Raw genomic sequence first — 1,113 nt, 5'->3', positions numbered from 1 at the left:
CACTGCTGTCCCACAATTTTTCACAAGAGGAAGCTCATTTGAGCTTCCTCTTGTTTTATGGGTATTTTATCGGGTGAAAATAAAGCTTTTAAAGTTCTTCTTTCAAACAAATTCACTTGAATTATTCTGAGTAAACGTTGAACTGTCCAACCTGTTTTTCCTAAATGTTGAGCGAAACTCACCAATAAATAGGCGATCATCGCAATCCAGATTTGTGTCTGAATTGCGTTCCTGCTGCGACCTAGAAACGCTTTTAATTTGAGATTCTGCTTAATCGCCTTAAAGAACAGCTCAACTTTCCAACGATCTTTATAAATCGCCGCAATGGTGGAGGCGGCTAAATGAAAGTTATTGCTGAGAAAGCTAAAGTGCTTGCCACTTTGCTGATCTCTATATTCAATTCTTCTTAACACTGGGGCTTTTCTTTTTAGGGCATGTGCGCTATTCAGCTGAATGGTTTCATCTTTTAGAATACCTTTGGATTCAAGCACTGGATGTTGCTGGATCACCTGATACACAGATTTAGGCCTAAAACGTGTGACAAATCCAATGTTTTGAGCAGTCAGATTTGCATACCATTGGTAATCGACATAGCCTTTATCAAAAACTACAATGCTGCCAGCAGGAAACTGGAATTTGCGGCCTTGTACCATGTCATTTTCTTTGCCATTTTCAACTGCAACAAACTCAGGAATATCATTGCTGTGATTCAATCCTATACTGAGTTTCATGCTGGCTTTTGAGTCGTGAACTTTGGCCCATTCACATAAGGAAAGCGACAGGTCAATATGACTGGCATCCAAGGAATACAAGGGATTCTTAAAGCGAAATTTATGAGCGACTTTTGAGTGGTCATAGTATTTAAGCAACTTGTAAAATAGCTGTTGATACAAGGCAGCAGGCTGCTGCTCATTGATTCGTGCCAGCGTGCTTCGGGGAATAGACTTTGCTCCGAGATGACTTAGCTTTTCCTGTTGGCACTCCAAATTGGATTGAATATCTCTCAGACTTTGCCTACAAGAGAATTGAGACATCAATATGGCAATAAACTGATCCCACCGGGAAGCCGCTCTAAATTTCTGTCCAACATGGTGCACTTTAGCAAGTTGTTCA

The 1,113-nt window shown here is 40.5% G+C and carries 1 protein-coding gene; it reads right to left on the bottom strand.

Annotation, left to right across the window (positions count from 1 at the left end):
- Positions 1-20: 20 nt before the first annotated feature.
- Positions 21-1,113 (bottom strand): IS4-like element ISAbe18 family transposase (locus FTV03_RS17750; RefSeq protein ID WP_180042426.1); only part of this gene is annotated, 1,093 nt, incomplete at its 5' end.

Origin of the sequence: Acinetobacter sp. YH12218, from assembly GCF_013417925.1 — a bacterium.
Taxonomy (GTDB): domain Bacteria; phylum Pseudomonadota; class Gammaproteobacteria; order Pseudomonadales; family Moraxellaceae; genus Acinetobacter; species Acinetobacter amyesii.
Note: the sequence above shows the minus strand (reverse complement) of the source record. Positions and strands in the feature narration are given on the sequence as shown.